Here is a 23,007-nt window from a genome sequence, read left to right as displayed (position 1 = left end):
CTATGGATTTTAATCATATTGCTCGCGAGCTTATTCCGCTGCTCGGTGGCAAAGAGAACATTGCCAGCGCGGCGCACTGCGCCACGCGCCTTCGTCTGGTGCTGGTCGACGATGCGCTTGCCGACCAGCAGGCTATCGGCAAGGTTGAAGGCGTAAAAGGCTGTTTTCGCAATGCCGGGCAGATGCAGGTGATCTTCGGCACGGGCGTGGTGAATAAGGTTTACGCGGCATTTATTCAGGCAGCAGGAATTAGCGAGTCCAGTAAATCGGAAGCGGCGGATATTGCGGCCCGCAAGCTGAACCCGTTCCAGCGTATCGCGCGCTTGCTCTCCAATATTTTCGTGCCGATTATCCCGGCGATTGTGGCCTCGGGTCTGCTGATGGGCCTGCTCGGGATGGTTAAAACCTACGGCTGGGTCAACCCGGATAACGCGCTCTACATCATGCTGGATATGTGCAGCTCGGCGGCGTTTATCATTTTGCCGATCCTGATTGGCTTCACCGCCGCGCGCGAGTTTGGCGGCAACCCGTATCTGGGCGCGACGCTGGGCGGCATTCTGACGCACCCGGCGCTGACCAACGCCTGGGGCGTGGCGTCCGGCTTCCACACCATGAACTTCTTCGGCCTCGAAATCGCCATGATTGGCTATCAGGGAACCGTCTTCCCGGTGCTGCTAGCGGTATGGTTTATGAGCATTGTAGAAAAACAGCTGCGCCGGGCGATTCCGGATGCGTTAGATCTGATCCTGACGCCGTTCCTGACCGTCATTATCTCCGGTTTTATTGCGCTGTTGATTATTGGCCCGGCGGGGCGCGCGCTGGGCGACGGGATCTCCTTCATTCTCAGCACCCTCATTGCCCACGCAGGCTGGCTGGCCGGGTTGCTGTTCGGTGGGCTTTATTCGGTGATTGTCATTACCGGTATCCACCATAGCTTCCACGCCATTGAGGCCGGGCTGCTGGGGAATCCGTCAATCGGCGTTAACTTCCTGCTGCCGATCTGGGCGATGGCGAACGTGGCACAGGGCGGGGCGTGTCTGGCGGTATGGTTCAAAACCCGCGATGCCAAAATCAAGGCCATTACCTTACCGTCGGCGTTTTCTGCGATGCTGGGCATCACCGAAGCGGCGATTTTTGGTATTAACCTGCGCTTCGTGAAGCCGTTTATCGCGGCGCTGATCGGTGGCGCGGCGGGCGGTGCCTGGGTGGTATCGGTGCATGTCTACATGACCGCCGTTGGGCTGACGGCGCTGCCCGGGATGGCGATCGTCCAGGCCAGCTCGCTGCTCAACTATATCATCGGTATGGTGATTGCCTTTGGCGTGGCATTCACCGTCTCTCTGCTGCTGAAATATAAAACGGACTCTGAATAATGACGTTACCTTCCCGCTGGCCTGCCGTGTTGCAGTCCGTGATGCAAGGCCAGCCGCGCGCGCTGGCAGACAGCCATTATCCGCAGTGGCATCCCGCGCCCGTGACGGGGCTGATGAACGATCCGAACGGCTTTATCTGGTTTGCCGGACGTTACCACCTGTTCTATCAGTGGAACCCGCTGGACAGCGATCATCGCTATAAGTGCTGGGGACACTGGAGTTCAGCGGATCTGGTGCACTGGCGGCACGAGCCCATGGCGCTGATGCCCGACGAAGCGTACGACCGCAACGGCTGTTATTCCGGCAGCGCCGTGGATAACAACGGCATGCTGACCCTGTGCTATACCGGCAACGTGAAGTTTGACGATGGTGGCCGCACCGCCTGGCAGTGTCTGGCGGTGCAAAACGACGATGGCACTTTTGCCAAGCTGGGGCCGGTGTTGCCCCTGCCGGAAGGGTATACCGGGCACGTTCGGGATCCGAAAGTATGGCGTCATGACGGGCAGTGGTACATGGTGCTCGGGGCGCAGGATCGGCATCAGCGCGGCAAGGTGCCGCTGTTTAAATCAGCCGATTTGCACGCCTGGGTCTCCTGCGGCGAAATCGCCGGTCACGGCGTCAACGGGCTGACGGACGCAGGCTATATGTGGGAGTGCCCGGATCTCTTTGCGCTCGACGGCACGCACGTGCTGATCTGCTGCCCGCAGGGACTGGCGCGCGAGCCGCATCGCTATCTCAATACCTATCCGGCCGTCTGGATGAGCGGGGCATTTGATTATCAAACGTCTGCCTTTGCGCATGGCGAACTGCACGAGCTTGACGCTGGCTTTGAGTTTTATGCGCCACAAACCGCAGTAGCAGAGGATGGCCGCCGCATTCTCATCGGCTGGATGGGCGTGCCGGACGGCGAGGAGATGCTTCAGCCCACCCGCGCGCACGGCTGGATCCACCAGATGACCTGTCCACGAGAGTTGCGCTACCGCGACGGTAAGCTCTGGCAAACGCCGGTGCGTGAGCTGGAAGCGCTGCGCGAGGATGAACACCACTGGCAGGGGCGTGCCGACGATGCGCCGGAACTGGACGGGACGCGCCTTGAGTTCGAGCTAAGCGCTTCGCACGTGAAGGTGAATTTTGCCGGTGCGTTGCGGCTGGTTATGGATGATGAGGGTTTACGTCTGGCGCGCGCCAGTCTGGAGACCGGAGAAACGATGACCCGCTACTGGAGGGGTGACGTTAATCATTTGCGCGTGCTGTGCGACCGTTCCAGCGTCGAAATTTTCATCAATCACGGTGAAGGCGTCATGAGCAGCCGCTATTTTCCTGACCATCCGGCACGGGTGCGCGTCGAAGGTGCGTCCGACATCACATTACGCTACTGGTCGCTGCGCACCTGCATGATAGAATAGGCGTTTTGGCAGCCGGATCTAAGTCGTTGTGAGAAAAACAAAACGCGTCACCATCAAAGATATCGCGGAGCTGGCGGGGGTATCAAAAGCCACCGCCAGCCTGGTTCTGAACGGCCGCAGCAAAGAGCTTCGCGTGGCGGAAGAGACGCGGGAGCGCGTGCTGGCGATTGCCAAAGAACAGCATTATCAGCCCAGTATTCACGCCCGTTCGCTGCGGGATAACCGCAGCCACACCATTGGACTGGTGGTGCCGGAAATCACCAACTACGGGTTTGCCGTTTTTTCGCACGAGCTTGAGACCCTCTGCCGCGAGGCGGGCGTTCAGCTGCTGATCTCCTGTAGCGATGAAAATCCGGGCCAGGAGACGGTGGTGGTCAACAACATGGTGGCCCGCCAGGTGGACGGGCTGATTGTCGCCTCCAGCATGCTCAACGACGCGGACTATCAAAAGCTGAGCGAACAGCTGCCCGTTGTGCTCTTTGACCGTCATATGAACGACAGCTCTCTGCCGCTGGTCATCACCGATTCGATTACCCCAACCGCCAGACTGGTGGCCGACATTGCGCGCCAGCATCCGGACGAGTTCTACTTTCTCGGCGGGCAGCCGAGGCTTTCCCCAACCCGTGACCGTCTTGAAGGTTTTAAGCAGGGGCTGCGCGACGCCAGCGTCGAGTTACGTCCGGAGTGGATCATTCATGGTAATTACCATCCGAGCTCCGGCTACGAAATGTTTGCCGAGCTTTGCGCGCGCCTGGGCCGCCCGCCAAAAGCCCTTTTTACCGCCGCCTGTGGCCTGCTGGAAGGGGTGTTGCGCTACATGGGGCAACATAACCTGCTGCAAAGCGAAATCCGTCTGGCCAGCTTCGACGATCACTATCTCTATGACTCTCTGTCTATTCCTGTCGATACCGTTCGTCAGGATAACCGACAGCTCGCCTGGCACTGCTTTGATCTGATTGGCAAACTGATTGACGGGGAGACGCCGGAGCCGATTCAGCGCAAGCTGGATGCAACCCTGCAACGTCGTTACCGGTCAGCCGAATAAAAGATGAGCAACTCGCGAATACGCCCATAACTTTAATTAATTAAAGATCTGTTTTCGCCGATAACCAAAGGGAAACTATATTCCTGAGGTTTGCTGTTATGTCGTTGAAAAAATCATCACTGATAATCCTGTTTTCCCTGCTTTTCTTCTTTGTGGCGAGCACCATCACCAGCGTTGGGCTCATCATCAAAAGTAATAATTCGCTGGATAACGTGAACAAAGAAATTCAGGTGGTTCTGTCGATTATTGACCCCATTAACCACAGCCGAACCCTGCGCGTCAGGGTCATGGAGTATGTGAAAATGGTGGAAGCGGGGGACGCAGCCGTTTCGTCCGCAAAACTGGCCTCGGTAAAAGAGGCGCTGACCAAAGCCGACCGTGCCTTTTCGGCGTTTATGGCCTCGCCGCGTTTGCAGGATGAAGCCCCACTCGTCAATGACTACCAGGTGGCGTGGCAAAACTACCGTAACCAGGGGCTGGCGCCGCTGATCGCCGCGGCTGCCGCTCACGATGTGTCACGCTTCAATACCCTCATCCCCGTGGTGTCCCAGCTCGATCGCCAATATGAAATTGTGCTCGATCAGGTGCTTTCCGTTCACCAGAAGTACGCGAAAACGCTGAACGAGGATGCCAGCCGTAATTTCGTGTCGGGACTGGTCATTATCGCCTGCATTGCCGCGCTGTTCGTGGTGGTGATCCTTGCCGTCAGCCTGCTGATGAAACGCCTTGTCTTTGCGCCGGTTGACCTGGCGCGTGAGCACTGTAGCCAGATTGCGGCAGGGAAGCTGGATGTACCGGTACCCGTCAAGGGTGATTCCGGGAATGAAATCGATCGCCTGATGGGCTCGATGGAGCAGATGCGTCAGGCGCTACTCTCCACGCTTTCTCAGGTGCGCGATGCCAGCCATACCGTAACCCACGCGGCGCAGGAAATTGCCTCCGGTAATATCGACCTGGCCTCGCGTACCGAGCAGCAGGCCTCCGCCCTGACCCAGACGGCGGCCAGCATGGAAGAGCTGAGCGCGACGGTGGCGAATAACACCGATAACGTTTTCCAGGCCGGTAAGCTGGTGCAGGATGCCGTGAAAAATGCCCGTACCGGCGAAGCGGTAACCCGTGAAGTCATCGAGACGATGAATACCATCGCGTCCAATTCGAAGCGCATTGAAGACATCACCAGCGTCATCAACAGCATTGCTTTCCAGACCAACATTCTGGCGCTGAACGCGGCCGTTGAAGCGGCGCGTGCCGGTACGCAGGGACGGGGATTTGCCGTCGTGGCGAGTGAAGTCCGCACGCTGGCGCAGAAAAGCGCGGTGGCGGCGAAGGATATCGAAAGCCTTATCGCCCAGTCTGTTTCCAGCGTGAAAAACGGGGCGGAGCTGGTGAACCGCTCGGGAGAGGTGATTCATTCTATTATCAGCTCTGTGAATAAAGTGAATGCGCTGATGGAGCAGATATCGGTTGCCTCGGAAGAGCAGAGCCGCGGAATTGGTCAGGTTGGGCAGGCCGTAACCGAGATGGACGGCGTAACCCAGCAGAACGCGGCGCTGGTGCAGCAGTCCGCCGCTGCGGCAGCCTCGCTGGAGGAGCAGGCGCAGCAGCTGTCGCAGAGTATTTCACGTTTCAGTCTGCCCAGGACGGCGTAACGGGCAAGCGTTGACAGGGCACGCATCTTCGACCACTCTAAAACTCTATCTTAGAGAGGTCGTTATGCTTCAACGGTTTGCAAAGAAAAAGGTGCTGCTACTTTCTGCTCTGCTGGCTTCAGGGCTGGTCAGGGCAGAGGAGACGCTTCCGGATGTGGTGAAGCACTTCAGCGAACAGCAGGACATCAAAATCATAAAGAAAATTGATGCTCCCGGCGGCGCGCCTGCGTGGCTGGGGCAGTATCAGGACATGGGCGTGACGCTCTTTCTGACCCCTGACGGAAAGCACGTGGTGTCTGGCTATCTGTATGATGATAAGGGAACAAACCTCAGCGAGGCCTATTTCCAGAAGGAAATATACGCCCCGATGGGCCGCGAGATGTGGAAGAAGCTCAATGCGGCGCATCCGCTGAAGGAGGGCGCGGAGACTGCGCCGAAGAAAGTTTTTGTCTTTGCCGACCCGTTCTGCCCGTACTGCAAACAGTTCTGGGCAGAAGCGCAGCCGTGGGTGAAGGCCGGAAAAGTCCAGCTCAACACGCTGCTGGTCGCGTTCCTCAACCCGAACAGCGGGCGCAATGCCTCGGCGATCCTGAACGCGAAAGATCCGGTATCGGCCTGGAAAGAGTACGAGCTCTCCGGCGGCAAAAAGCTGCCGAAACCGGAAGGCGCGGCCTCCCGGGAAACCGTTGAGATCCTGCAAAATCATCAGACGTTAATGGACGGTCTCGGCGCGAATGCCACGCCGGCGATTTATTACCTGAATGAACAAAACGAACTGCAACAGGTCGTGGGCATGCCCGACGCGAAACAGCTTGAGGCGATGTTCGGGCCGAAGCCCTAAAAGAAAGGCAGAAACAGGGCGTTTCTGCCTTTTCTTCATCAGCTACCCCAGCGTCCCCGCAGGTAATTCACCGCGTCCTGCGTCTGCGGCTGGTTAAGATAATCTTCGCGGAACAGGATAGTGCCCTTTACGTCAGGCAGGGAATCGTTGAGATCGAGCTGTTTTTTCAGCTCCGGCACGCCGCCGTTTACCGTCCAGTCCGGTTCATTTCTGGAAGGCGCGCCCACCTTGTAGAACGCGATCCCGATATACAGGCGGGTATGGGTCGGTTTCACCACGTCAGCCCACCATTTTGTCAGCACATCGTAACGTGCTGCGTCGCGGGCGAAGGGCCAGTAAATCTGCGGCGCTATGTAATCCAGTAACCCCTGCTGTACCCACTTGCGTGTGTCAGCGTAGGATTCATCGTAGGCTGCGGCACCGCGCGTGTCCGAACCTGCCGGGTCGAAGGAGCGGTTGCGCCAGACGCCCGCCGGGCTTACGCCAAATTCAACCTCAGGCTTGGCCTGCTTAATCGCCCGGGAGACCTGCACAATCAGCTCCTGGGTATTGTGCCGCCGCCAGTCGGCTTTTGACGTAAATCCCTCGCCGTAGCGCCTGAAGGTCCAGGCATCATTCAGGGCTGAACCCGGCGTTTCGGTATAAAAATAGTCATCGAACTGAACGCCGTCGACAGGGTAGCGATTCACCACTTCCATCACCACCTGGGTTATCCAGTCCCGCACCTCGGGAATGCCCGGGTCGAGAACAAAACGATCCCCCGAGGTGCGGATCCACTCCGGATGTTGAACGTACACGCTGGAGGGATGAAGCGACGAGGTCCGGTTTAACGCGGCAATGGTCGACGGCTTCGTATTGGTGGAAACGCGGTACGGGTTAAACCAGGCGTGAACCTTCATGCCGCGCCTGTGCGCTTCATCCAGCATAAACTGGAGCGGATCGTAACCGGGATCTTCCCCGATAGTCCCCGTCAGGGTATCCGACCACGGCAGGATTTTAGAGGACCACAGCGCCGTGCTGTCCGGTTTTACCTGAAAGAAGACGGTATTGATCCCCAGGGTTTTCAGCTTATCGAGCTTGTCCGTCAGCGCCCGCTGCTGCTGGGCGATACGCTGGTCCGCGCTGCGGCCATTCACCGAGGAAACGGGTGGCCAGTCGAGACGGGAGACGGTCGCCAGCCAGATCCCGCGCATGGGTTCGTTGGTCTGCTGTACTGGTTTCGCCTGCGGCAGCGGGGTAACGAGTGATTTGGGTGGTTTGGAGGTGCAACTTACCAGTAAAAGCGCGCAGCCAAGCAGCGCGCCGGTCCGTTTTACGTGTCGCATCATTTGCGTTTTAGCTCCTGGGTGTCCGGCTTTCCGTCCAGGGATTAAAGGCCGGTTCGTCCTGTTCCCCGGGACCGTCATCGTGAAGGGATTCGAGGTAAAGGGCTTCGACTTCCGCCCGCGCCCATGGGGTACGGCGCAGAAATTTCAGACTCGATTTAACGCTCGGGTCCTTGCGAAAACAGTTGATTTTGATTCGGTTGCCCAGTTCATTCCAGCCATATCGCGCAACCAGCGCGTTAACCTGCATTTCGAGCGTTACGCCATGCAAAGGATCGTTGGAAGTATGTGCAGTCATAGGCGTCCGGGAGTCTCAATTTTTATGGGGATGTGATAAACGCTCAAAGGTTACAAGAAAGCAGGGGACGCGGCAATTTCAGCGTGAGGTTCTTCACCCTTGAGAGGGTGAAGAAGAGGGGATTACTATTTTTTAAACAGTTCAGGCGCCCACGGCGTTGGGTCTACCTCCATAAACGGCGCGCGCTCAAAGCGAGACTTCAGCGCCCAGGGTACCGTACAGTCAAAAATCGTCTTGCAGGTTATCCCGTTTCCACGAATGGAGGGGCTGTAGTCCGGCGACTGGGAAGGATCGAGCTGATGACCGCGGAGCCCCGGCAAATGGGTGATGCTGACGTCGCCCTGCATGCGGGTGGTCATCGCCCACAAAATGTCGTCGCTGTCGAAGATATCCACGTCTTCATCGACGAGAATAATGTTTTTCAGCTCGGAATAGGTGGCTAGCGCGATAAGAGCCGCCTGACCCTGACGCCCTTCGTCAGAGGGCTGGCGTTTTTTCACCTGCAAGATGCCGAGGAATTTGCCGCCACCAGCGGTATGCGCGTAAACGTTTTGCAGGAAACCGGGGATGGCTTCTTCCACCGCATTGCGGATGCTGGCCTCGGTGGGTAAACCGGCAAGCGTGGTGTGCTCTTCGCCTGGACCGACCAGCGTTTGCAGGATCGCCTGATGGCGCATCGTGACGGCCTTCACCTTGATCACCGGCAGCGAAGGGTTCGCCTCCCCGCAGTAGCCGGGGAATTCCGGCATCGCATGCCCGGTATGGGTATGTTGATCTTCTTCGACGCGCACGCCCGGCAGCAGTTCGCCTTCAATGATAATTTCCGCACGCGCAATCGCTTTTTCATTTACGGCCACGCCCTGCACCAGTTCAACCGGGCGTTGACGCAGGGCACCGGCGACGCCCAGCTCGTTATAGCCGAAGGGCGTGGTCGGCGCTTCGAAGCAAGCGCCAATGTAGATAGCCGGATCAAGACCCATGTTGATGGTGACCGGCAGCGGTTTTCCCGCCTCTTCGGCTTTCTTACGGAACACTTCGATGTGACGGCCCGCGGCAAGGAACATGGAGAGCTCGTCGCGCTCCTGAACGCAGAGACGGTGAATGGTGACGTCGGTCAGCGACGCGTCTTCCGGATCGCTCGCCAGCACCAGTCCCAGGCAGAAGAACGGACCGGCATCTATCGGCGTATTGGTCGGGGCCGGAAGCAGCTTACGCAGATCGAAGTTCGGATCGTCGGCGTAAAACACCTGCTCCTGGCACGGCGCCTGCGCCGCCGGAACGACAACGGGCGCAACCGGATTTTTCACCGCCTGACCGACGTGTTTTGCCAGTTCAGAGGGCTCGCACCCCAACAGCAGCGCCGCCCGTTCGCGGCTGGCGTGCATGCCCACCAGGATGCGGGAATCCGGGTAACCCTTCACGTTATTGAACAGCATAGCCGGGCCAATGCGCGTCGGACGTTTGACCGTGCCGCCAGCGCCGATGTGCCGGTAAACGCCCGCCAGCTCAGCATTCGGATCGACCGGATGGTCAGTTTCAATGTACTGGCCTTCGTGGCGCTGGAGCAGTTCGATGGCACTTCTGAGATCGTTAATGTGGTTTTCCATTTTTACCTCCTTGGTTGAATGCTTCCATTCTTAACCGGACGAACAATGCTATCAATTGCATCATTTATGCTATTTTGATAACAAAATTAATATCAATGACGGAGGCACGATTTGCAGTTTCGACTGATGCGCAATTTTATCGTGGTGGCCGAAGAGCTCCACATGCACCGGGCGGCAGAGCGCCTGAACATGGCGCAACCCGCGCTGAGCCAGCAGATCAAAACCCTCGAAGAGCGACTGGGTGTCACGCTGTTCAGCCGGGCGAATCGTCGCTTAACGCTGACGCCAGCCGGAGAGGCGTTTCTCCATAAAGCCAGAATCGCGATATTTATGACCGATCAGGCGATTCTGGACGCCAGGCAAACGGCCAGGGGTGAGCAGGGCGTGCTGAATCTCGGATGTGTTTCAAGCGCGATATTCGACAGCAAACTGCCCGCCGCGCTGCGGCTTCTTCATGAGAAATGGCCGGCCATCACCCTTTCTATGATGACGGGGAACGTGCAAACCCTTTACACCGGCGTGCAAAGCAACCAGCTGGATGTGGCCATCATCCGCGCGCCGCTACCGCTGCTGCCTGACGATCTGCAAAGCCGTCCTTTCACCACGGAAAAAGTCGTGCTGGCCTTACCGCATCACCATAGTCTGGCGGGATCTTCCGCGCTGACGCTTTCGTCTGTGAAGGAGGAAAAGTGGATTACCCTGCGCGATCCGCAGGGTATGGGACTGGAGCAATACTTTTATGACGCCTGCCACAGCGCGGGTATACAGCCTAACGTCGTGCAAAATGCCACCGATGTCCCCACGGTGATAAGCCTTGTCGCCGCGGGGTTTGGCATCGCCATGCTGCCAGCCTCAGCGAAGGCGATACGCGTACAAAACGTGGTCTTTGTGGATATTCTTGATCGACTCCGGGAGAGTGAGTTGACGCTGGTTTGCCATCGGGTGATTCGCTCTGAGGTTCTGAAAAAATTGATGCACATTCTCGATCATACCTGACGCCCGGCGGCCTGTAGAAGCTGGTCCCGCAGCCAGCGGTTAGCCGGATCCTGACCGTTTTTCGGGTGCCAGTACATACCAATAACGATCGGCGGGAGATCCAGCGGCGGCGGAAAAATATCGAGCGTTTGCGCGAAGCGTTGCAGCATGCGTCTGGGTAGGGTGCAGAGCAAATCGGTACCGCCAACAATCGCAGGCGCCATCGCGTAGCTTTGCGTCGACATCACCACGTTACGCTGGTGGCCAAGCCCCGCCAGGTGCCGATCGACAAAGCCTGAGAAAGGGTCCCCCTCGGACGAAACCACCAGGTGGGAAAGGGCGCAATAGCTTTTCAGATCCATCGGCCCCGTACCGCGCGGATGGCCTTTACGCTGGGCGGTGGCATATTCATCGTCAAACAGTTTCCGTCTGACCCATGCATCGTGCGCGCCCGCGTTAATGCCGACATAAATATCCACCTCGCCATTTTCCATCTGCGCCGCCAGCAGCTGGGTTTCGGGGAGCGCAAAACGCAGGCGGATGCCTGGTGCCGCAGCGCTAATCTGATTCTGCAACTCCGCCCCGAGCATCAGCGCCGGGTTCTCATGCAGGGCAATCACAAAGGTGCGGTTGCTGTTTTGCGCGTTGAAGGTGGTGGGTTCAAGCATCGACGAAATGCCCTGTAAAACCGTCGTGATCTGCGGCCTTAACGCCTCGGCGCGCGGCGTAGGTAACACCCCACGTCCGTGTGGGGAAGGGACAAACAGCGGCTCGCCGAACAGGAGACGCAGGCGCGCAAGGCGGGCAGACATTGCCGGCTGGCTGATGCCCAGCCGCGCGGCCGCATGGGTGATATTCTGCTCCCTGAGCAGGGCATCCAGCGTCAGGAGCAGATCTATATCTATATCGGAAGGTGGCATCTTATTTTGCGTCACGGTTGGTATAGGTCACCGGGACCCACGCGTAGCCTTGCCGCTCGCCCTGCGTGACATAACCGATACCGGGGAAAGGCAGGTGCGGAGCCGCAATGAGATTTTTGTTTTTCACAAACGCCGCGAACGCCGCGTTACGCACCTTGGCGGCGCCGTCCTGATCCTCATCGTAAGCAATCGTCACATTCGGCTGGGGGAACTGAACCGCAGCGACGTGAATAATGTCGCCGACAAAGGTGATTTTTTCACCTTTGCTCTCCAGCGTATAGAACGCCGAACCTGGGGTATGGCCCGGATGTACCGTTCCGCGGATGCCCGGCAGAAGCTGTTCCGTCCCGGAGAAGGTCTTCACTTTTCCGGCGTCCAGATAAGGTTTTAAGGTTTTGCGCGCAACGTCGAAGTAGTTCTGGTCATAACCAGATTTTTTCTGGTTCTCGTCGTTAAAGAAAAATTCGATATCCGGTTTGCCGACATAGACCTGCGCATGAGTAAACACGCGCTGGCCGTCTTTCACCAGGCCACCGGCGTGATCGGAGTGAGCATGGGTTATGAAAATATCGGTAATATCTTCGGGTTTGATGCCCTGCGTCGCCAGGCTTTCAATCAGTCGGCCGCCTTTGCCGGGCCCAAAGAGTTGGCCTGATCCGGTGTCCACCAGGATTTTGTGGCCGGGCAGCGCGATAAAGAACGCATTAATCGACGCTTCGACCGGGTTGGCCTGGAAATTTTTTGCCAGTAACGCATCGGTATTTTCCGCCGTTGTCCGGCGCAACAGGGCGTGCAGATCCTGCGGCACGCTGCCGTCCGTAAAGGCGGTGACAATCGTATCGCCAACCTGAACGCTATAGCCGCCAGCCTGCTGTTTCACCACGTGCTGGGGAACGCTGGCCACCGCGTGGATCGCGGGTAAGAAAAGGACAGAACCGGTAAACAGGGTTGATAAAGCAAGTTTTTTCACAGTAAACATGATGGGCTCCTCAATAGTAAGTTCATCATAGTTCAACTGAGATTTTTGAGAACGGCAGGGGGGTGAATGTGACCTATCCATGAAAGGGATAGGTCTGAGAGAAGTTTTTACAGAACGCCGGTACCGCCGTCAGAACACCAGACCTGTCCGGAGGCGTATGAGCAGGTATCGGAGGCAAACAGCACGTACAGCGGTGCGATTTCAACCGGCTGGCCCGGTCTGCCCAGCGGAGTATCTTCCCCGAACTTCTGGACCTTGGATTGAGGCTGGCCGCCACTGGACTGAAGAGGCGTCCAGTACGGACCCGGCGCGACAGCGTTCACACGAATGCCGCGCGGTCCCAGCTGCTGCGCCAGAGACTTGGTAAAGGCCACGTTACAGGCTTTGGTCTGCGCATAGTCCACCAGGATCGCGCTCGGCTTAAATGCCTGAACGGAAGTGGTGTTGATGATCACGGCGCCTTCCTGCAAATGGCGCAGCGCGGCCTTAGTGATCCAGAAGGGCGCATAGACGTTGGTTTTGAACGTCGCGTCAAAATCAGCGGTAGTGAGATCGTCGATCGATTCGCAGAACTGCTGGCGCCCGGCGTTATTCACAAGAATATCCAGGCCGCCCAGTTCGGCGACGGCTTTTTCCACCAGCGTATCGCAGAACGACTCTACGCGAATGTCGCCGGGAATAGCGACCGCTTTACGGCCTTCGGCCTTAATCAGCGCAATGACCGATGCGGCATCGGATTCCTCTTCAGGCAGATAGCCGATGGCAACATCTGCCCCTTCACGGGCATAGGCGATGGCGACCGCGCGACCAATGCCGGAATCACCGCCGGTGATCAGCGCTTTTTTTCCTGCCAGTTTTCCCGACCCGATATAACTTGTTTCACCATGATCCGGTATTGGCTTCATTTCCGATGCCAGCCCGGGGGCCATTTGCGGTTGTTCAGCAAACGGTGGACGAGGGTAATGCAGCGTGTGATTATTTCCTGTAGACATACCGGCCTCCTTAAATAGTGAATTCCAAGATTAGTCGTTAATTAGACGCAAGCGGGCAAAATTGACAAATTCAGACAAATCTATATTCCATTGCCGGATGTAAAATATTTTCTTAAGCCAGCATGTAATACCAGAAAAGGGCGACCTCATCTTTTTCCGGCAGGGCGTTGTAAAGATAGCGATCGTAACCGCCCAGAATAAATCCATAGTGACGATAGAACAGACAGGCTGAAACGTTGACGTTCTGCGTCTCCAGCCGTAAGCCGGGCGCATTGAGGCTTCGCGCCCAGACGTGGGTAGCAGACATCAGCTTATGCGCCGCGCCCGTCCGGCGCTTTGAACGCTCCACGGCAATGTAATCCACCGAGATAAATTTATTCCAGTTACAGGATGCAGTAATAAAACCGGCGATTTCTCCGTCATCCGTTTCGGCAATCAGAAATATTGAATCCGGATTAACGCAATGGTTTTCCAGCGTCTGGAGATCCAGTTCATACGTTTTAAGATAAGGCTCTGTTAACGCTTCAATATGCAAATCGCCATTGAGAAAGGGCTCTCTGGCAATCTCATAAACCGTGAAAGAAAAATCACAGCATTCAAGACGGGCGAGATCGGTACTTAATCCTTTTCGAATATGCATGGTATTCCTTAAGTGGGAGTTATAAATAGATAATAGACGAAGCGGCATACCCTGCTGGCATAACACTCTGTTGATCCTGGTCTAAGCTTGTATTTCGTTCCGCGTAGAATGTGGTCATTCGAGGACAGTGAATGGAATTCAGAACATGTCGCAGGCACTGGGGTGCCGAGTTTATTTCCGATGACGTTGTACGTTTTCGCGTCTGGGCTGAAGGGCAGAAAGATCTCACGTTGCGTTTAACCGACACCGACATTCCGATGGCGGCGGTGGGTGACGGCTGGTTTCAGATTGACGTTCCCGGCGTCAGGCACGGTACAACGTATCAGTTTGTTTTACAGGATGGGTTGGCAGTGCCGGATCCGGCCTCGCGGGCCCAACAGAATGACGTCAACGGCCCGTCGGTGGTGATCGACCCGCGTCGCAATCCGCCCGCGCAACCAGAATGGAAAGGGCGGCCGTGGGAAGAGACGGTAATTTACGAACTGCATATCGGGACCTTCACCGAGGAAGGAACCTTCAGGGCGGCCATCGAAAAACTGCCTTATCTGGCCGAACTGGGTATTACGCAGCTGGAAGTGATGCCCGTTTCCCAGTTTGGGGGGCAACGCGGCTGGGGGTATGACGGCGTATTGCTGTATGCCCCGCACTCGGCTTATGGCACGCCAGAAGATTTTCATGCCTTTATCGACGCCGCCCACGCGCTCGGGCTTGCCGTGGTGCTCGATATCGTACTCAACCACTTTGGCCCGGAAGGGAACTACCTGCCGTTACTCTCGCCGGCGTTTTTCCATCAGGATCGGATGACCCCGTGGGGCAACGGGATTGCCTATGAGGTTGACGCGGTCCGGCAATACATTGCCGAGGCGCCGTTATTCTGGCTGTCGGAGTATCATCTTGACGGTCTGCGCTTCGACGCCATCGACCAGATCCATGACGACGCAGAGACCCATATTCTTCCCCACATTGCGCAACGGATCCGCGACGCATTTCCGGATCGTCATATCCATCTCACCACCGAAGACAGTCGCAACGTCATTTTCCTGCATCCGCGCGATGAGCATGGACAGACGCCGCTTTTCACCGCCGAATGGAATGATGATTTTCACAACGCCGCACATGTCTTCGCGACCGGGGAATCTCACGCCTATTACCAGGATTTCGCCTACGAGCCGGAGAAAAAGCTGGCGCGAGCGCTGGCCGAAGGCTTTGTGTACCAGGGCGAAATCTCGCTTCAGACCGGAAAATCGCGCGGAGTAGAGTGTCGCGAGCAGCCTCCGCAATTTTTTGTCGATTTTATTCAGAACCACGATCAGGTCGGCAACCGTGCTCAGGGTGAGAGGCTCATCTCTCTGGCTGGCGCGGATAAAACGCGGGTGCTGTTCGCGGCGCTGCTCCTGTCGCCTCATATACCGCTGCTGTTTATGGGCGAGGAGTATGGCGAAACGCAACCGTTCCTCTTTTTCACCGACTTCCACGGCGACCTGGCGAAAGCGGTGCGGGAAGGGCGCGCGAAAGAGTTTACCGGCCATGCCGGGCACGATGAAACCGTACCGGATCCCAACGACCTGAATACCTTTATGCGTTCGAAGCTGGACTGGAACAGGGTGGAGACGGAGGAAGGCAGGGCGTGGCTGCACCTGACGCGCGAACTGATTGCGCTGCGTCAGCGCTATGTCGTCCCGTTGCTGAAGCAGCAGGGCGCGGTTGAAGGTAACGTCCTGCAAACAACGCTCGGCATGGTTGCCGTGAGCTGGCGTTTTCCGTCCGGTACGCTGTCGCTGGCGCTGAATATCGGTAAAAAGCCGCTCACCTTGCCGGACCAGCCCGGAAAACCGATCTTTAGCTGGCCGGAGGCAATCGAAAACCTGCCGCCGAACAGCATTGTTGTTCGCTTTGCTGAAGGAGAAGCAACGCTATGATCCCGTCCTCAACCTATCGCATTCAGTTTCGCAACGGCGTGACCTTTGACCGCGTGGTGGCCTTGATACCGTATATGAAAGACCTCGGTATCAGCCATCTCTACGCGTCGCCTGTTTTCACGGCAACCACGGATTCCACTCACGGCTATGACGTGACAGACCCTAACGAAATCGACCCGGCGATTGGCGGGCGGGAAGGGTTTGACCGAATGGCGGCGGCGCTTAAACAGGCGGAGATGGGGCTGATTCTGGATATTGTGCCGAACCACATGTCCACCTCCCTGGAGAACCGATGGTGGCGCGATGTGATCGAGCACGGCAGGCAGAGCCGCTACGCGACCTATTTTGATATCGACTGGTCCAGACCGCTAACGCTGCCGTTTCTTGGCGACACCTTCGAAGCCGAGCTGGAGCGCGGGGCTATCACCATTAAGCGTGACAGTGTCACTAATAAGGCGGAGCTGGTTTACTACGACACCGCCTATCCGCTCAATCCCGGCACGTTTGCCGAGGAAAAAAGCATCGCTGAGATCCACGAGGCGCAAAGCTGGCGCCTCATGTCCTGGCGGGAAGCGCCGAAACAGCTTTCATGGCGACGCTTTTTTGAAATTACCGGACTGGTGGGCGTGCGGGTGGAGGATGAGGCGGTATTTGCAGACACGCACCGCCTGATCCTTGAGCTTGTTCACGCTGGCGTCGTCGACGGCCTGCGCATTGACCATGTGGACGGGCTTGCCGATCCGCTGGGCTATTTGCAGCGCCTGCGGGCGGCGACCGGGCCGGATTGCTACATCACGGTGGAGAAGATCCTCGCGAAAGGGGAACAGCTTCCTGCGGAGTGGCCCGTCTCGGGTACCACAGGCTATGAGTTTATCGCCTCGCTGGCGGAAGTGCTGGTGGACGATAACAACCTCTCGCGGCTGGAGACGCTCCACGATGAGACGCTGGGCACGACGGTGGACAGGCATACGGAGCTGCGCAAGGCCAAAGGCCTGATGACCGATCGTAACTTTGAAGGCGAATTTACTACGCTGCTGACCATCGCCAGCGAGCTGGCCCGGCACAACGACGTGGCGGTGCAGCACGAAGATATTCGCCACGCCCTGCGCGAGCTGCTTATCGCCTTTCCGGTGTATCGCACCTACGGCACCGCAGAGGGGCTGACGCCCTCGGACGTGGCGCTGCTCAGCCGGGTGGTCGCCAGCGTGAACACGTCCGAACCCGCCCTGAGCCTGATCGTCCGTATTCTTACCGGCGATCTGCCGGAGCATGACCACGCGCAGGCTTCCCTTTTCCGCACCCGTTTTCAGCAATTGACCGGGCCGCTGATGGCGAAATCGGTAGAGGATACGCTGTTCTTCCGCCACAACCTGGAGCTGGCGCTGAACGAAGTAGGCGCCGACCCGACGCCACGCGCGTTTTCACTTTCCCGTTTTCACCAGGAGATGCGCATTCGTCTTGCCCGCCAGCCCGACGCGCTGCTGGGGACCTCTACCCACGACACCAAACGCGGCGAGGATGCGCGAGCGCGTCTGTACACGCTGACGGAAGCGCCGGATCTGTGGGGAGAAAATCTGGCGCGCTGGCGGCAGATGAACCAGACGCAGGTCCGGTTCCTGAACGATGGCACCGCGCCGAACGCCGCCGATACCTGGATGATCTACCAGGCGCTGGCGGGCGTCTGGCCTGCCACGCTCTCGCCTGACGATCGCGACGGGCTTAAGTCACTGGAAGAGCGTGTCCTCGGCTTTATCGAAAAAGCCCTGCGCGAGGCCAAGCAGCGGACCGACTGGATCGACAGCAACGAAGATTACGAGAGCGTGGTGCTGGACTACGTGCGGCATCTGCTCTCCCCGGATAACACCCTGTTCCTGCGTGATTTCAGTGCCGCACTACAGCCGTTTATTCGGGCGGGATTAATGCACAGCCTGAGCCAGACGGTAATCAAGCTGACTGCCCCCGGCGTACCAGACATCTATCAGGGTAGCGAAGGGCTTAACTTTAGCCTGGTCGACCCGGATAACCGACGCGAACCGGATTTCACCGCGCTGGCGGAGAACCTGAGCGCGGCGGATGGCAACATCTTTAACGATGCGCGACGCTGGCGCGACGGCAGCGTGAAGCAGTATGTCACCGCCACGCTGTTACGGATCCGGCCGCATTACCCAGCGCTTTTCCGCTACGGCGACTGGCTGCCGCTGAAGATGACCGGCGAGCGTGAGGAGAACCTGATTGTCTATGCGCGCCTTCACGAGGAAGAGGCGCTTATCGTTGCCGTACCGCGCCTGGTGTTTGACGTCACCGACAATGCGGCCCTGTGGGCCAATACCACCGTGGCCATACCCCAGGAGCTGGCCGGAAAGCACTATCGGGATCTGTTTACCGGAGAGCGTCGCCTTCTGCCAGAGACGCTGGATTTAACGTCTGAAAAGGGATGTTTGTTGGTTCTGCTTACCTGCGAATAATCGAGGAGAACAAAAATGCCAAAGGATACAACGTTTGAAATTCGGGCCGGCCATGGTCAGCAGCTGGGCGCAAATTATGACGGAAAGGGGGTAAACTTCGCCCTGTTTTCCGCCCACGCGGAGCGGGTAGAGCTCTGTCTGTTTGACCCTTCCGGGAAAACCGAAATCGCCCGACTGGAGCTGCCGGAATATACCCATGAGGTGTGGCACGGCTATGTGCCCGACCTGAAGCCGGGCGCGCTCTACGGCTATCGCGTTTACGGACCCTACGATCCGGAGAACGGCCATCGTTTTAACCCCAACAAGCTGCTCATCGATCCGTATGCCCGCGAACTGGTGGGCGACATTGCGTGGAACGATGCCCACTTCGGCTATGAGCTGGGGCATGACGAGCTCGATCTCAGCTTTGATACGCGGGACAGCGCGCCGTTTACGCCGAAATGTAAGGTCATCGACCCGAACGCCGTCGACTGGCAGGACTCGCGTCGGCCTGACGTGCCGTGGCCGCACACCGTGGTCTATGAAAGCCATGTGAAAGGCTTTACCCAGCTTAATCCGGCCATTCCGCCCGAACTGCGCGGTACGTTTGAAGGGATGGGGCATAAAGCCTCCGTAGATTACATCAAAAGCCTGGGGATCACCTCGGTGGAACTGCTGCCGGTTCACTGGTTCCCGGACGATCAGCACCTGCTGGATCGCGGTCTTAAAAACTTCTGGGGCTATAACTCGCTGGCTTTCTTTGCGCCAGCGTCCCGCTATTACGGTCCGGCGGGTATCCAGGGTTTCCGCGACATGGTGCGCGCGTATCATGATGCGGGCATCGAGGTGATCCTCGACGTGGTCTATAACCACACGGCGGAGGGCAACGAGCTGGGGCCAACCCTGTCGTTCAAAGGGATTGATAACTTCTGCTATTACCGCACCATGCCGGATCAGCACCGGTATTACATCAACGACACCGGCACCGGGAACACCGTTAACACGTCGCACCCGCGCGTGTTGCAGATGGTCATGGACTCCCTGCGTTACTGGGCGGAATCGATGCAGATTGACGGCTTCCGCTTTGATCTCGGAACCATACTCGGACGCGAGCCGGAGGGATTCGATCCGCGCGGCGGCTTCTTCGATGCCGTGACCCAGGACCCGGTGCTGTCGAAGCTGAAGCTCATTGGTGAGCCGTGGGATATCGGCCCGGGTGGATATCAGGTTGGGGGCTTCCCGCCAGGCTGGGGAGAGTGGAACGATAAATACCGCGATACGGTGCGTGAATACTGGAAGGGGGATAACGTCTCTAACGATTTTGCCGCCCGCCTGCTGGGGTCCGGCGATCTGTATGACCTGCGCGGTCGTCGTCCGTGGGCCAGCGTCAATTTTATCACCGCGCATGACGGCTTTACGCTCAACGACCTGGTGTCGTACAACGAGAAGCATAACGCCGATAACGGGGAAGATAATAACGACGGACATAACGATAACCGTTCGTATAATTACGGCGAGGAAGGACCGACGGAAAACCCGGATATCATCGCCACCCGCGAGCGGCAAAAGCGTAACTTCCTCACCACGCTTTTCTTCTCCCACGGCACGCCGATGCTGCTGGCGGGAGATGAGTTTGGCCGGACGCAAAAGGGCAACAACAACGGATACTGTCAGGACAGCGAGATCTCCTGGATAAACTGGGAAGGGCTGTCAGAAAACGACGAGGCGCTGCGCGAGTTTACCCGTCGGCTGATCGCCCTGCGCGCGGAGCAACCGCTGCTGCGCCGGGAGAACTGGCGCGACGGGCTGGAGATTCGCTGGTTTAACGCCGGCGGGGGCCCGCAGCAGTCGGAACAGTGGGACGAGGGCTCCACCCTTGGTCTCTCCATCAGCCGTCCGGACCTTCAGCAGGAAGAGGGCGTCTGGCACGACGTGCTGATGCTGTTCAATCCGTTTGAAGGCACCGTGCCTTTCCAGATCCCGCAGTTTGGTGAAGGGGGCTGGGTGCTCGAACTTTCGACGGCGGAGGATGCCCCCACGGGGGAAATCATCACTGAATCTGTCGATTACGAGCTGGCCGGGCGGAGCATCACCCTGTTCCGCCGCCCTTAAAGCGAGGCCGCCGCGCGTGCGGCGGTATCGTACAGGGACGAGATCGCGCGCAGCAGCTGCGCGGTCTCGCCAATTGACGTTCCCGGAATGCCACTTTCCGCATGAATGTTGATCAGGCAGGCTTCCCTCACCTCACGGTACTTCATGCACAACGCTTTCCCGTCCTCGGTCGTAGAGAAAAAAAGCTCTTTCCCCGCTTTCTCGCTGGTGACGTAGCCCGCCTTCACCAGCTTTTTCAGCGCATACGTCACCACGTGGGTATCTTCCACGTTCAGCACAAAGCAGATGTCGGCCAGCTTCTTCTTGCGGTTGCGGTGATTCACGTGGTGCAGAAGCGAAACGTCAAAGGCTCCCATATCCGGTTCACCTGCTGCGGTCATGCAGCGCACCATCCACTTGTTGAACGCGTTGCTGGTCATGATCAGGGCGTATTCCAGCTCCGATAATTCGGCACACCGCTCTGAGACCAGATGACGGGAGGAGACGATACGCCCGTCCGCAATATCGTCGTGGTTTAACGCTGCCTTCGTTTTCTTAGTCGTCATACCGATCCTTTCTTCAGAATGTAAACCCGTCGATAAAATAAGAACATTTTATTGATAAATTGTTTACATGTTTTTGACGTTCAGATATAGCTTTTTAGTGCAGGTTCTGCGGAGCCTGACGCAAAACACAACATCGCGCGCCGTAATGCACCGGCTTCGCTCTGCTGCGAAGTATAAAAAATAGCCGTCGGCGCGCAACGCTCACTTTGGATAGGGTAACGTTTATGGACAGTTCTACACTGTTGCCGCTTATCGGGATTCCGGTGGTGGTTATTGGTTTTGCACTGCGTTTCAACCCGCTGCTGGTTGTCGTGGTGGCGGGGCTGGCGACGGGCCTGCTGGTTGGCATGGATTTCGGCATGCTGCTGGAAACCTTTGGCGAAAAGTTTGTGAATAGCCGATCGCTTGCCACCTTCATCCTGATCCTGCCGGTGATTGGCCTGCTGGAGTATTACGGGCTGAAAGAGCGCGCCCAGGCATGGGTGGCGAAGATCGCCAGCGCCACCTCGGCGCGTATCCTGATGCTCTACTTTGTCGCCCGCGAAGGGACGGCTGCGCTCGGGCTGATGTCGCTGGGCGGCCACGCGCAGACGGTGCGTCCGCTGCTGGCGCCGATGGCGGAAGGGGCCGCGCTGAATGAATACGGCGACCTGCCGCAGCACATTCGCGACAAAATCAAAGCCCATGCCGCCGCCTGCGACAATATCGCGGTTTTCTTTGGGGAAGATATCTTTATTGCCTTCGGCGCGGTGCTGCTGATTGACGCCTTCCTCAAGGAGAACGGGATCGAGGGGATCGAGCCGCTGCATATCGGCCTGTGGGCCATCCCGACCGCCATCGCGGCCCTGATTATCCATATGACACGCCTGCTGCGCCTTGACGCCAGCATTCGTCGCGACGTGATGGCCTGGAAAGCAGAGCAGGGCACGCAGGAGATCGCATCATGATGACGCTCATCACCATAAACCGCGTGTACTACCTGATTGGCTTCGTCGTGATGCTGCTGGTTGTGATGACCCTACGCGATCGCGCCAACCCGAAACGCTTTACGACCGCGCTGTTCTGGTTCCTCTTCGGCGGGATCTTCCTGTTTGGCGATCTGATGGTGCAGGAGCTGGGCAGGTCGCTGGCGTATCGCATTATTGGCGGCGCCGTGATCGTGATTGCGCTGCTGGCCGGTTTCGGGCTGGTCGGGAAGGGGCACTATAAAATGGCTACCGAGGAGGAGCGCGTTGCCTCGTCGAACCGGCTCAAAAACTGGCTGTTTTTACCCGCACTGATGATCCCGGTGGTGACGGTGATCGGGACGCTGTTCCTGAAGGGCGTCTCGATCGGCGGCGTTTACCTGCTCGACCAGAAACAGCTCACCCTGGCGGCGCTGTGCGTGGCCTGCGTGGCGGCGATCCTCACGGGCTGGTGGCTGACGAAAGGCACGCCGCTGCACGCGATTCGTCAGTCTCGTCGGCTGGTCGACACCATCGGCTGGGCGGTGATCCTGCCGCAGATGCTCGCCATGCTCGGTGGGGTGTTTGTGGTGGCCAATACCGGTGAATCGGTGCAGAAGGTGGTCAGCCTGTTTGTGAACCCGGACAGCCGCTTCATGCTGGTGGTGATTTACTGCGTGGGGATGGCGCTGTTTACCATGATCATGGGTAACGCTTTTGCGGCGTTCCCGGTGCTGAGCGCCGGTATTGCCTTGCCGTTCCTGATTAACGTTCATCACGGCAACCCGGCACCGCTGCTGGCTATCGGCATGTACGCGGGCTACTGCGGCACGCTGATGACGCCTATGGCCGCTAACTTCAACATCGTGCCTGCCGCGCTACTGGAGCTAAAAGACAAATATCAGGTCATCAAGATCCAGATCCCGACCGCGTTAACCCTGCTGGTGGTGAACGTGTTCTTAATGTATTTCCTCGTGTTTCGCTAAGGAGCCG

The 23,007-nt window shown here is 57.8% G+C and carries 19 protein-coding genes; 11 read left to right on the top strand and 8 right to left on the bottom strand.

The window, feature by feature from the left end:
* The first annotated feature begins 2 nt into the window (after nt 1-2).
* The 5 genes from DBR02_RS21405 (at nt 3) to dsbG (ending at nt 6,314) form a co-directional block, all read left to right on the top strand.
* Nucleotides 3-1,373, top strand: coding sequence for a sucrose-specific PTS transporter subunit IIBC (locus DBR02_RS21405; protein ID WP_003857085.1), 1,371 nt, complete (start codon nt 3-5; stop codon nt 1,371-1,373).
* Nucleotides 1,373-2,779, top strand: a complete 1,407-nt coding sequence (locus DBR02_RS21400) for a sucrose-6-phosphate hydrolase (RefSeq protein ID WP_107535386.1) — start codon at nt 1,373-1,375, stop codon at nt 2,777-2,779. The genes DBR02_RS21405 and DBR02_RS21400 overlap by 1 nt, the downstream gene beginning before the upstream one ends.
* A gap of 28 nt (nt 2,780-2,807) precedes the next feature.
* Complete coding sequence (locus DBR02_RS21395) at nt 2,808-3,824, top strand: LacI family DNA-binding transcriptional regulator (protein WP_107535385.1); 1,017 nt, start codon at nt 2,808-2,810, stop codon at nt 3,822-3,824.
* 98 nt (nt 3,825-3,922) lie between these two features.
* Nucleotides 3,923-5,473: a methyl-accepting chemotaxis protein gene (locus tag DBR02_RS21390; RefSeq protein ID WP_107535384.1), complete on the top strand. Its 1,551-nt coding sequence runs from the start codon at nt 3,923-3,925 to the stop codon at nt 5,471-5,473.
* A 64-nt stretch (nt 5,474-5,537) separates the two neighbouring features.
* A complete protein-coding gene (dsbG, locus tag DBR02_RS21385) occupies nt 5,538-6,314 on the top strand; it encodes a thiol:disulfide interchange protein DsbG (RefSeq protein WP_107535383.1) in 777 nt (258 codons plus the stop codon).
* Nucleotides 6,315-6,352: 38 nt separating this feature from the next.
* Here dsbG and DBR02_RS21380 read toward each other — a convergent pair whose 3' ends face one another.
* The 3 genes from DBR02_RS21380 to DBR02_RS21370 all read right to left on the bottom strand — a co-directional run bounded on the left by DBR02_RS21380 (nt 6,353) and on the right by DBR02_RS21370 (nt 9,544).
* On the bottom strand, nt 6,353-7,642 hold the full coding sequence (locus tag DBR02_RS21380; RefSeq protein WP_107535382.1) for a glycoside hydrolase family 10 protein: 1,290 nt from the start codon (nt 7,640-7,642) through the stop codon (nt 6,353-6,355).
* Between the two features lie 7 nt (nt 7,643-7,649).
* Nucleotides 7,650-7,937 carry a VF530 family DNA-binding protein gene (locus DBR02_RS21375; protein WP_063451283.1) on the bottom strand — a complete coding sequence of 96 codons (288 nt, stop codon included), beginning with the start codon at nt 7,935-7,937 and terminating at the stop codon, nt 7,650-7,652.
* Nucleotides 7,938-8,062: 125 nt separating this feature from the next.
* Complete coding sequence (locus tag DBR02_RS21370) at nt 8,063-9,544, bottom strand: UbiD family decarboxylase (RefSeq protein WP_107535381.1); 1,482 nt, start codon at nt 9,542-9,544, stop codon at nt 8,063-8,065.
* 111 nt (nt 9,545-9,655) lie between these two features.
* On the opposite strand from DBR02_RS21370, the gene DBR02_RS21365 reads away from it, so the two are divergent.
* Nucleotides 9,656-10,540 (top strand): LysR substrate-binding domain-containing protein, encoded by an 885-nt coding sequence (locus DBR02_RS21365; protein WP_107535380.1) that lies wholly within the window; start codon nt 9,656-9,658, stop codon nt 10,538-10,540.
* Here DBR02_RS21365 and DBR02_RS21360 read toward each other — a convergent pair.
* The 4 genes from DBR02_RS21360 to DBR02_RS21345 form a co-directional block, all read right to left on the bottom strand.
* The gene (locus tag DBR02_RS21360) at nt 10,531-11,439 is read right to left on the bottom strand and encodes a LysR family transcriptional regulator (protein WP_107535379.1); all 909 of its coding nucleotides are present in this window, start codon (nt 11,437-11,439) and stop codon (nt 10,531-10,533) included. The genes DBR02_RS21365 and DBR02_RS21360 overlap by 10 nt on opposite strands.
* 1 nt (nt 11,440) lies before the next feature.
* On the bottom strand, nt 11,441-12,418 hold the full coding sequence (locus DBR02_RS21355) for an MBL fold metallo-hydrolase (RefSeq protein ID WP_107535378.1): 978 nt from the start codon (nt 12,416-12,418) through the stop codon (nt 11,441-11,443).
* Nucleotides 12,419-12,525: 107 nt separating this feature from the next.
* The gene (locus DBR02_RS21350; RefSeq protein WP_063866691.1) at nt 12,526-13,410 is read right to left on the bottom strand and encodes an SDR family oxidoreductase; all 885 of its coding nucleotides are present in this window, start codon (nt 13,408-13,410) and stop codon (nt 12,526-12,528) included.
* Between the two features lie 112 nt (nt 13,411-13,522).
* Nucleotides 13,523-14,050 (bottom strand): GNAT family N-acetyltransferase, encoded by a 528-nt coding sequence (locus DBR02_RS21345; protein WP_107535377.1) that lies wholly within the window; start codon nt 14,048-14,050, stop codon nt 13,523-13,525.
* Nucleotides 14,051-14,181: 131 nt separating this feature from the next.
* Here DBR02_RS21345 and treZ point away from each other — a divergent pair, with 131 nt between their 5' ends.
* The 3 genes from treZ to glgX are packed head-to-tail and all read left to right on the top strand — an operon-like array spanning nt 14,182 to nt 20,525.
* Nucleotides 14,182-15,969 (top strand): malto-oligosyltrehalose trehalohydrolase, encoded by a 1,788-nt coding sequence (gene treZ, locus DBR02_RS21340; RefSeq protein ID WP_107535376.1) that lies wholly within the window; start codon nt 14,182-14,184, stop codon nt 15,967-15,969.
* Nucleotides 15,966-18,434 (top strand): malto-oligosyltrehalose synthase, encoded by a 2,469-nt coding sequence (treY, locus tag DBR02_RS21335; RefSeq protein ID WP_107535375.1) that lies wholly within the window; start codon nt 15,966-15,968, stop codon nt 18,432-18,434. The genes treZ and treY overlap by 4 nt, the downstream gene beginning before the upstream one ends.
* Nucleotides 18,435-18,449: 15 nt before the next feature.
* Nucleotides 18,450-20,525 carry a glycogen debranching protein GlgX gene (glgX, locus tag DBR02_RS21330; RefSeq protein ID WP_107535374.1) on the top strand — a complete coding sequence of 692 codons (2,076 nt, stop codon included), beginning with the start codon at nt 18,450-18,452 and terminating at the stop codon, nt 20,523-20,525.
* On the opposite strand, the gene DBR02_RS21325 is transcribed toward glgX, so the two are convergent.
* Entirely contained in the window at nt 20,522-21,070 is a 549-nt protein-coding gene (locus DBR02_RS21325; protein WP_063866695.1) for a winged helix DNA-binding protein, read from the bottom strand. The two genes, glgX and DBR02_RS21325, sit on opposite strands and share 4 nt — an antisense overlap.
* A 224-nt stretch (nt 21,071-21,294) precedes the next feature.
* On the opposite strand from DBR02_RS21325, the gene DBR02_RS21320 reads away from it, so the two are divergent.
* Both DBR02_RS21320 and DBR02_RS21315 read left to right on the top strand, forming a co-directional pair.
* Nucleotides 21,295-22,017 (top strand): DUF969 domain-containing protein, encoded by a 723-nt coding sequence (locus DBR02_RS21320; protein ID WP_063451294.1) that lies wholly within the window; start codon nt 21,295-21,297, stop codon nt 22,015-22,017.
* Nucleotides 22,014-23,000 (top strand): DUF979 domain-containing protein, encoded by a 987-nt coding sequence (locus DBR02_RS21315; RefSeq protein WP_063866697.1) that lies wholly within the window; start codon nt 22,014-22,016, stop codon nt 22,998-23,000. Before DBR02_RS21320 ends, DBR02_RS21315 begins: the two co-directional genes overlap by 4 nt.
* The last annotated feature ends 7 nt before the right edge of the window (nt 23,001-23,007 follow it).

The sequence above is a fragment of the Enterobacter cloacae complex sp. genome (assembly GCF_900322725.1).
GTDB classification, from domain to species: Bacteria; Pseudomonadota; Gammaproteobacteria; order Enterobacterales; family Enterobacteriaceae; genus Enterobacter; species Enterobacter quasihormaechei.
This window is presented reverse-complemented; position numbering and strand designations above follow the sequence as displayed.

Excerpts from the sequence above, each read along its gene's own strand:
- glgX (WP_107535374.1), top strand. The coding sequence starts at position 18,450 with ATGCCAAAGGATACAACGTTTGAAATTCGGGCCGGCCATGGTCAGCAG.
- DBR02_RS21325 (WP_063866695.1), bottom strand. The coding sequence starts at position 21,070 with ATGACGACTAAGAAAACGAAGGCAGCGTTAAACCACGACGATATTGCG.
- treZ (WP_107535376.1), top strand. The coding sequence starts at position 14,182 with ATGGAATTCAGAACATGTCGCAGGCACTGGGGTGCCGAGTTTATTTCC.
- DBR02_RS21400 (WP_107535386.1), top strand. The coding sequence starts at position 1,373 with ATGACGTTACCTTCCCGCTGGCCTGCCGTGTTGCAGTCCGTGATGCAA.
- DBR02_RS21405 (WP_003857085.1), top strand. The coding sequence starts at position 3 with ATGGATTTTAATCATATTGCTCGCGAGCTTATTCCGCTGCTCGGTGGC.
- DBR02_RS21370 (WP_107535381.1), bottom strand. The coding sequence starts at position 9,544 with ATGGAAAACCACATTAACGATCTCAGAAGTGCCATCGAACTGCTCCAG.
- DBR02_RS21375 (WP_063451283.1), bottom strand. The coding sequence starts at position 7,937 with ATGACTGCACATACTTCCAACGATCCTTTGCATGGCGTAACGCTCGAA.
- DBR02_RS21360 (WP_107535379.1), bottom strand. The coding sequence starts at position 11,439 with ATGCCACCTTCCGATATAGATATAGATCTGCTCCTGACGCTGGATGCC.
- DBR02_RS21320 (WP_063451294.1), top strand. The coding sequence starts at position 21,295 with ATGGACAGTTCTACACTGTTGCCGCTTATCGGGATTCCGGTGGTGGTT.
- dsbG (WP_107535383.1), top strand. The coding sequence starts at position 5,538 with ATGCTTCAACGGTTTGCAAAGAAAAAGGTGCTGCTACTTTCTGCTCTG.
- DBR02_RS21355 (WP_107535378.1), bottom strand. The coding sequence starts at position 12,418 with ATGTTTACTGTGAAAAAACTTGCTTTATCAACCCTGTTTACCGGTTCT.
- DBR02_RS21390 (WP_107535384.1), top strand. The coding sequence starts at position 3,923 with ATGTCGTTGAAAAAATCATCACTGATAATCCTGTTTTCCCTGCTTTTC.
- DBR02_RS21350 (WP_063866691.1), bottom strand. The coding sequence starts at position 13,410 with ATGTCTACAGGAAATAATCACACGCTGCATTACCCTCGTCCACCGTTT.
- DBR02_RS21345 (WP_107535377.1), bottom strand. The coding sequence starts at position 14,050 with ATGCATATTCGAAAAGGATTAAGTACCGATCTCGCCCGTCTTGAATGC.
- DBR02_RS21315 (WP_063866697.1), top strand. The coding sequence starts at position 22,014 with ATGATGACGCTCATCACCATAAACCGCGTGTACTACCTGATTGGCTTC.
- treY (WP_107535375.1), top strand. The coding sequence starts at position 15,966 with ATGATCCCGTCCTCAACCTATCGCATTCAGTTTCGCAACGGCGTGACC.
- DBR02_RS21380 (WP_107535382.1), bottom strand. The coding sequence starts at position 7,642 with ATGATGCGACACGTAAAACGGACCGGCGCGCTGCTTGGCTGCGCGCTT.